The 7,400-nt window shown below is 62.2% G+C and carries 6 protein-coding genes; 4 read left to right on the top strand and 2 right to left on the bottom strand.

Going from position 1 to position 7,400, the window contains the following annotated elements; translation table 11 throughout:
- The first annotated feature begins 201 nt into the window (after positions 1-201).
- Entirely contained in the window at positions 202-861 is a 660-nt protein-coding gene (locus tag ABI_RS04100; protein ID WP_006271577.1) for a DUF4328 domain-containing protein, read from the top strand.
- Positions 862-869: 8 nt separating this feature from the next.
- On the top strand, positions 870-1,724 hold the full coding sequence (locus ABI_RS04095) for an alpha/beta hydrolase (RefSeq protein WP_245531294.1): 855 nt from the start codon (positions 870-872) through the stop codon (positions 1,722-1,724).
- 90 nt (positions 1,725-1,814) lie between these two features.
- Here the strand turns inward: ABI_RS04095 and ABI_RS24150 are convergent, their stop codons facing one another.
- Positions 1,815-3,011, bottom strand: coding sequence for a Yip1 family protein (locus tag ABI_RS24150; RefSeq protein ID WP_006271575.1), 1,197 nt, complete (start codon positions 3,009-3,011; stop codon positions 1,815-1,817).
- Between the two features lie 150 nt (positions 3,012-3,161).
- Positions 3,162-5,825 carry a M1 family metallopeptidase gene (locus ABI_RS04085; protein ID WP_040308562.1) on the bottom strand — a complete coding sequence of 888 codons (2,664 nt, stop codon included), beginning with the start codon at positions 5,823-5,825 and terminating at the stop codon, positions 3,162-3,164.
- Positions 5,826-6,027: 202 nt separating this feature from the next.
- Here ABI_RS04085 and ABI_RS04080 point away from each other — a divergent pair, with 202 nt between their 5' ends.
- Positions 6,028-6,903 (top strand): DUF3034 family protein, encoded by an 876-nt coding sequence (locus ABI_RS04080; RefSeq protein ID WP_006271573.1) that lies wholly within the window; start codon positions 6,028-6,030, stop codon positions 6,901-6,903.
- A 3-nt stretch (positions 6,904-6,906) separates the two neighbouring features.
- Complete coding sequence (locus tag ABI_RS04075) at positions 6,907-7,368, top strand: group I truncated hemoglobin (RefSeq protein ID WP_006271572.1); 462 nt, start codon at positions 6,907-6,909, stop codon at positions 7,366-7,368.
- Positions 7,369-7,400 lie beyond the last annotated feature (32 nt).

Genomic DNA, 7,400 nt, shown 5'->3' with positions numbered 1-7,400 from the left:
TACTCAGAACGCGGAAGCGTTCTGATGGTCGGACCCGCGTCCGATGGTGGCGAGATATACGCCAACAAGTTTGTTTTGTAAACTGGTTTGAACGCGTCCGAATTTAACAGGCACCGGAACCGACGATAACCCCGTCACCAACCTGTTCTGAGACTTGCTTGCAGCGGCAAAACGGGCATTATCGCGACGGGGGAAAGAAACATGGCGAACAAAACGACCTTCAAGACCGGCCGCGGACAGGCGATAGCTCTGCACGTCCTGGCGGTTCCCGATGTGGCGCTGGGCATACTGGGCCTGACCGCGGCCATGGCCAGCGGCTGGCCGGCGCAAATTTTCCGCACGGCGGAAAACACCTCCGCCCTGGGCCTGGTCTTCCTGGTGGCGATGGCACAGCTCATTGTCCGCCTGCCCATGCTGGCCGTGATCATGCGCTGGACCTGGCGCCTGGTCAGTAATGCCGAAAAGCAAGGCCGCCTCGCGGTGTCGGCGCGTTGGGCGTGGGTGGGTTATGTCGTGCCGGTGGCAGCCTTCTGGCTACCGGCGCATGCCGTATGGACGCTGAATACCCGCCACAGCCCCCTCGCCGCATGGCAGCGCGTCCTGATTGTCGCCTGGTGGGTGTCGCGCCTGCTGAGCTGCACGACCGGTGCTTTTCTGATCCTGATTGTCTTGATGGTCCAGGCCGCCATAGCTGCCGGCGGCTATATCGATGAGGACACCAGCACCACCTACGGCATGACCTGGATCGCGACGCTTTTCATTGTCGGCCTGGTTACCCGGGTTCTTGAAGCTGCCGTTATAACCCTAACCCACCTGCGCCAGCCCAAACCCGGCGAAGTTGTCGCCGCCAAGGTGTTTTGAGGATGAACATGAACCGCTATCTGCCCATCCTGCGCCGCATCCTGATCAGCCTGGTGGTCGTCGTTGCCACCGCCTATGGCGGCATTGTCGGCTATCTCTATTTCGCCCAGCGCAGCCTGCTCTATTCCATTCAGCCCGAACCCAACCAGCCGATCCCAGGCCTGAAAATCCAGGACCTGCGGATCAAAACCCCGGACGGCGAGACACTTCAGGCCTGGTACGAGCCGCCGCAACCGGGCCAGCCCGTCATCCTGTTCTTCCATGGCCAGGGCAGCACCCTGACCATCGGCAAATGGCGCTACGTCCGCATGCACAAACAGGGCGTCGGCTACCTGGCCCTGGCCTATCGCGGCTATTCTCACTCGACCGGCAAGCCCACCGAAAAGGGCCTGTTCACCGATGGCCTGGCCGCCTACGACTGGCTGCGGCAACAGGGCTTCAAGGATGCCGACATCGTCATCCACGGCCATTCCCTCGGTTCGGGCGTGGCCACCTATGTCGCATCTCAGCGTCCGGCGCGCGCCCTGGTGCTGGAGGCGCCGTTTACCGCCGTCTCCGACGTCGCCCAGGAACGCTATCCCTTCGTGCCGGTGTCCATGCTGATGACGGACCAGTTCCATAGCCGTACCTATATCAGGGACGTCCATATGCCGTTGCTGATCGCCCATGGCGACCGCGACAGCGTGGTGCCCTTCCATCAGGGTCAAAAACTGTTTTCGCTGGCCAACGAACCGAAGACCTTCGTTCACATGAAGGGCTCGGAGCACAACACCCTGACCCGCGACGGCCTTTACCCGCACATCTGGAAGTTCATCGGCCTGCCGCCCGCCGATTATGATCCGGCCATGGAAAGCGCGCCCTAGCGCGATCCAATAAAGTGTGCGGCACTATTCGGTAAATTCGCGCGACAAAACAAAAACCTGGAGCGGGATGTGATTCCGTCAAAACCCGCTCTACGTCTTCGACAGAGCCTCCAGCCGTCCGGCGTCCAGGCCGTTGACCAGGTTTTTCAGCACCTCGATCGAGTCGACCGTGCCCGAGGCCTCGACGCTGATCCGGCCATTGCGCACAATGGTGTAGCTGCCCTGCTTGGTCTCGCTGTTCCACGATTCCGCGACCATCTGACCGTTACTGGTCGTCACCTTTTCGTAGCCGCCGGCGCTGCTGGATGAGGTATTGACATTGACGGCCGTTGCCAGTGCGCCCAGTCCCGACACCGAGCCCAGGTCTGTGACCTCCAGTTCGACAGCATTGCCGTTGATCACATAGTTGGCGCTCGCCGTCGCCACCGACACACCCGCGGCGCCGCCGGATTGGGTGCTGTCGTCTGCGCGCGCGGCGCCCAGGTAGTTCGCCGGCATCAGGGCCAGCAGGCCCTGTGGATCAGCCAGGGTAACCGTCGTGCCTCCGGCGGCCTGGGCCGAGGCTTCCGCGGCCATCTGGTTGGCCGCCTGCTCGACCTTGGCCAGGTCGACACTGCCCATACCTGGAACGGTGACCGTCTTGTTGGCTGCGGCCGAATAGGTCGCCACCGCCCCCAGGGTACCCAGGGCCATGACCGAACGGGTAATGGCCGATACGACCAGCGACAGGGCGATCGCAATGACCACAACCACCGCCGTATAGCCCAGGCTCTTTTCAGCCGGAGCCCCCATGAGTTTCGGAAGACCGAGGTAAAGCAGATAAAGACTGTACAGGCCGCCCAGAATACTCAGCCAACCCAGGAACGGAATCAGGCCGATCACCGCCGCGACCCAGGCCGCCGTCATCGAATAGGCCATGACCTTGAAGGCCTGAAGAAAATTCCTTTGGCCGCCGAAACTCGGCGCCAGGCCGTCGACGATCAGCGCCATGACATAGACGACGACCAGGTTCATTACGAACCCGAAGATCGCGCCGATAACGAGGAAGGGCCCAGCCAGGATCGCGAGCAAACCCGTGAAGATCAGAATCCCCAGCAACCCGGCAATCGGCCCGATCGCCGCCAGCGGAAGAATATAGCCCATATACAGCGATTTCACCGAGGCCGGCTCGGTGGCAATCACGTCCCAGGTGGGTGACGGTTTGAGCAGGATGGCCTTGACCCTTTCCACCAGTCCGCTGCCGCGGGGCTGGATGGTCGGAGTGGGATTGATGGGGGAATCGTTCATGGCTGGACCCTCAGAGGCAAAAATACGTTATTCTACAAAGGCTTAAGCCGGCCGATAAGGCAACCCCGCAGCCGTAGGCGGACATGACCAAAAAAGAAGCGCCCGGTCAATCATGACCGGGCGCACAAATACTTGATACGTTAGTCTTTTTCAGGAAGCGCTCTTGAAGGCCTGGGTCACTTCCGCCGCCTTGGCATCCTTGAGAACGCCGCAGTTGCGCACTTTTTCCAGGGTCCGGTCGAAGGACAGTGTTCCCCGGCCTCCGGCCACGACCTTGGCGCGCAGGGCTGCATCCAGCTGGTTGGCGCGCTCGGCCGAGCAATAGCCGCCACCCAGGGTCTGAAGACGCGTTGCCGAGAAGATGCCGGTGCCCTTGCTGAGCGCCTCGTAGTTGGCGACGTACCAGTCGAAGGTTATGTCGCGGCTCTTCGGCTGTCGCATCAGGCCGGCCAGCAGGCCAAGGCGTTCGGTCGCACGCAGGCGGTTGTCGCTGAGCAGCACGCCAAACAGCCAGGTGGCGGTGTCCGGCGTGGCGCCGTTCGTCACGGCGCCCGCAGCCGATGCCCGGAACAACTCGTCGGTCGAGGTCATGGCCGTCTCAAACAGCGCCTTAGCGGCCGGCAGACCGCCATCTTCGACATGGACCGCCAGGGCCAGACCCAGGATCGATTGATCCAGAGCGGAGTTGTCACCGGCCAGATAGGCCGCAGCCGCGGCCTTCAGCTTGGCGCGCAGGGCCTCGTCATGGGCGTCATCGGCCATGAGGTCGACCAGGTTGGTGCGCAGGCTTTGGGTATCGGGCGTATCCGAGGCGTGGGCACCGGCCTTCGGATCGAATCCGAGGGCGGCCAGACGCGGACCATAGATCCCGGCCATGACGCGGCGGTAATCCGCGGTGGCGTCTTCGGCAACCAGACCCTTGCGGCGCAGACCCGCCAGACGGGCGCCGCCGTCGACGGCAACACGCGAATCCGGATTGGTCGCCATAACGCGGGCGGCCGAGATCAACCGGGCCGGATCCAGCTTGCCGGCGGCGAACTGCGCCCACAGACTGTCGCTGGCAGCCAGGCCTTCACCGCCCTTGAGGGTGCCACCGGTTGCGATCAGCGCGTCCCAGTCTTCCGGCGTAAGGGCGAAGCGGTAATAGCCGGTGCCGCCCAGATTGGGCATCAATTCACCCGCGACATCGGTACCCAGGCTGCCTTCGACCTTGTCCAGCATGTAGCAGCCTTCTTCGGCACCCCGGCGCAGACACAGCGGAATGGTCCAGGTTTGCGACGCGGCGTCCGAACCCAGCGGCGCATAACGCGACTGCTTGGCCACCAGGTAACCACCGACATGGCTGAACTCCACCACGGGGAAGCCCTGCTGATAGATGAAGCTCTTCATCGACTCCAGCACGCGGGGATCCTGCGCGGCGTCGGCCAGATTGCCGAAGAACTGATCGGTCGTGGCATTGCCGTGCGGGTGACGCGACATGTGCAGACGGACACCGTTGCGGAAGCGTTCATCACCCAGATAGCCGGCCACCATGGCGACGACCTGGCCGCCCTTTCCGTAGGTAATGCTATCGAACGCCTGGTCGATATCAGCGTTGTTGATAATGGGCTGGCGGATCGGACGGCCGACCTTCAGCGCGTCGGTATCCATGGCGGCAAAGGCTTCGTCGATGGCGCCGGCGCCGATATTCAGTTCCGGGCGCCATTCGTTGCCAATGCGGTAGCCCATCCAGTTGGCGAAGCTTTCGTTGAGCCAGATATCATCCCACCAGGCGGGCGTGACGTAATCGCCGAACCACTGGTGCGACAACTCATGCGCCACGATCATGCCGAAGCTGCGCTTTTGTTCGGTGTCGGCGCCGTCATCCAACAGCAGGATATTGTCGCCATAGATGTCGAGGCCGGCGTTTTCCATGGCGCCGGGCATGACGGGCGAACCGACCTGGTCCAGCTTCGGATACGGGAAGGCCTGGTTGAAATAGGCTTCGAGATGGGCGACGATCGGGCCGGTCTCCTTCAGGGCATAGGCCAGCTTGCCCTTGTTGGGCTGGGTCGCCAGGATGCGGATCGGCAGAGGCACGTTGCGTTGCGGCGTCGGCGGAACGACCCCTTCAACCACCGCAAACGGACCGACGGCAAACGCCATCAGGTAGGTCGGCAGCGGCGACGTCGGATAGAAGATGTGACGCACCAGCCTGCCGCCGGGTTCATCCTGGGCGAAGTGGCGCGGGAAGTTGCTGGCCGCCTCCATCTTGTCCGGCGTCAGCAGGGTCACCTTGAACGACGTCTTGTAGCCCGGTTCGTCGAACGACGGAAAGGCCGAGCGGGCATCGATCGACTGGAACTGCGACCAGACATACCACTCGCCATCCACCTGGATGCGGTACAGGCCGGCCGCGGTATCACCGAACGGCGCGTCATATTCGAATTTCAGCGTTGCCTTGCCGGCAGCCACCGGCTTGGCGAAGTCGAGGCGGACGACGCCCAGCGGATCGACCTGGGTGTATTTCGCCTTGATCGTCTTGCCGTTCTGCTCAACCGTGGCGCTGGACACCTTCAGGTCCCGGCCATGGATAAACAGGGTTGAGGTCTGCTCCTTCACCGCGACATCGATCTCGGTCTTGCCGGAGAAGCGCGGCTTGGACGGCACGATGGTCAGTTCCAACCGGTAGGCGGTCGGCTTGGCCGTATCGGGCAGCTTGCCCTGCGGGTAGGAAGCGGCGGCCGCGTCCTGGGCGACGACCGGCGTCGCCGATAAGGCCGTTGCCGCGACGGGCAAGCTCAGAAGGGACAGGGCAAGCAGAAATGCGCGCATGGGATCTAACCGGATCATATGAAACAATCCGCCAGCGATAGCACAGGCTGCGGTGGCCCGGCATTAAGTTTTTGTAACCCGGCAATCCCACCGGATTTCCGACATAATCGCCGCGCGGCGCGGTGTTCGGTCACGAAGCCTTAACCATATCGATTCAGGAATCGTTCTCATAAGTTCGATGCGACGAAGGCCGGATTTCCCCATGAAAAAGCTGATGTGCCTGCTGGGCCTTCTTACCGCGATCGCCGTACCGGCCGCGTCGCGGGCCGAGTCGGTTTTCGACTATACCAGCGGTAAGCTGCTGCTGACGGGTGGCGTCAATACGGTCGAAGGCACGGCCGGCGGCGGCCTTACCCCCTGGGCCGTCATCGGTTCCTATGGCGAACAGGGCCAGTTCGGCGCCAATCTCTACGCCACCGACGTCAACACAACTGACTATGACATCCGTTCCTACGGCGGTGTTGTCGGCTTGGACGACCGGTTGGAAATTTCATGGTCGCACCAGGACTTCGACACCGAAGCCGTCGGCGCCGCCTTGGGCCTGGGACAGGGCTATACCATCGGTCAGGACGTTCTGGGCGTGAAGGTCAAGGTCCTGGGCGACGCCGTCCTGGAACAGGATAGCTGGCTGCCCCAGGTGGCGGTCGGAATCCAATTCAAGAAGAACCAGAACGGCGGCCTGGTGAAGGCCTTGGGCGCCCGCGACGACGAGGGCACGGACTATTACGTCTCAGCCACCAAGCTGTTCCTGGCCAAGGGGCTTCTGGTCAACGCCACGATCCGCGCCACCAAGGCCAACCAGTTCGGCATTCTCGGCTTCGGCGGCATCGACGACGACTATCATTACCAGTTCGAAGGCTCGGTCGCCTACCTCCTGACCCGCAAACTGGCCATCGGCGCCGAGGTCCGCACCAAACCCGACAACCTGGCCGTAGCGAAGGAAGACGCGGCGTTCGATGTCTTTGTCGCCTATGCGCCCGTCAAGCACATTTCGGTCACCCTGGCCTATGCCGATCTCGGCAACATCGTCACCCGCCGCCAGACCGGCCTTTACGCCTCGCTGCAAGTCGGATTCTAAGCCATGAAAATCGCGATCATCGCCACCGCCCTTTTCGCCATCGCGGCTCCGGCCTTTGCTGCCGAAACTGTCAAGGACAGCGCCGCCGTAGCGCCCGTCATCGCCGCCGACGACAGCCTGTATCGCGAATTCGGCGGCCATGACGGCCTGGTGAAACTGGTCGACGATTTTATGGTCATCCTGCTGGACGATCCGCGCACGAGCGTCTTCTTCGTTGACGCCAAGCAGGACCATATCAAAAAGATGCTGGTCGAACAGTTCTGCGTCGTTCTGAACGGTGGCTGCACCTATACCGGCAAGGGGATGAAGGAATCCCACGCCCAGTTGGGCATCGACCGCGCCAGCTTCAACGCCCTGGTCGAGGACCTGCAAAAGGCGATGGACAAAAACGACATTCCCTTCCACGCCCAGAACAAGCTTCTTGCCGCCCTGGCACCCCAGCACCGCGATATCGTGACGAATTGAGTTGGACAGACAAACCTATCTAAGCAATTTTC

Source organism: Asticcacaulis biprosthecium C19, assembly GCF_000204015.1.
GTDB classification, from domain to species: domain Bacteria; phylum Pseudomonadota; class Alphaproteobacteria; order Caulobacterales; family Caulobacteraceae; genus Asticcacaulis; species Asticcacaulis biprosthecius.
This window is presented reverse-complemented; position numbering and strand designations above follow the sequence as displayed.

Bases quoted from the DNA above. Each gene is read 5' to 3' on its own strand.
- ABI_RS04100 (WP_006271577.1), top strand. From the start codon at position 202: ATGGCGAACAAAACGACCTTCAAGACCGGCCGCGGACAGGCGATAGCT.
- ABI_RS04095 (WP_245531294.1), top strand. From the start codon at position 870: ATGAACCGCTATCTGCCCATCCTGCGCCGCATCCTGATCAGCCTGGTG.
- ABI_RS24150 (WP_006271575.1), bottom strand. From the start codon at position 3,011: ATGAACGATTCCCCCATCAATCCCACTCCGACCATCCAGCCCCGCGGC.
- ABI_RS04085 (WP_040308562.1), bottom strand. From the start codon at position 5,825: ATGCGCGCATTTCTGCTTGCCCTGTCCCTTCTGAGCTTGCCCGTCGCG.
- ABI_RS04080 (WP_006271573.1), top strand. From the start codon at position 6,028: ATGAAAAAGCTGATGTGCCTGCTGGGCCTTCTTACCGCGATCGCCGTA.
- ABI_RS04075 (WP_006271572.1), top strand. From the start codon at position 6,907: ATGAAAATCGCGATCATCGCCACCGCCCTTTTCGCCATCGCGGCTCCG.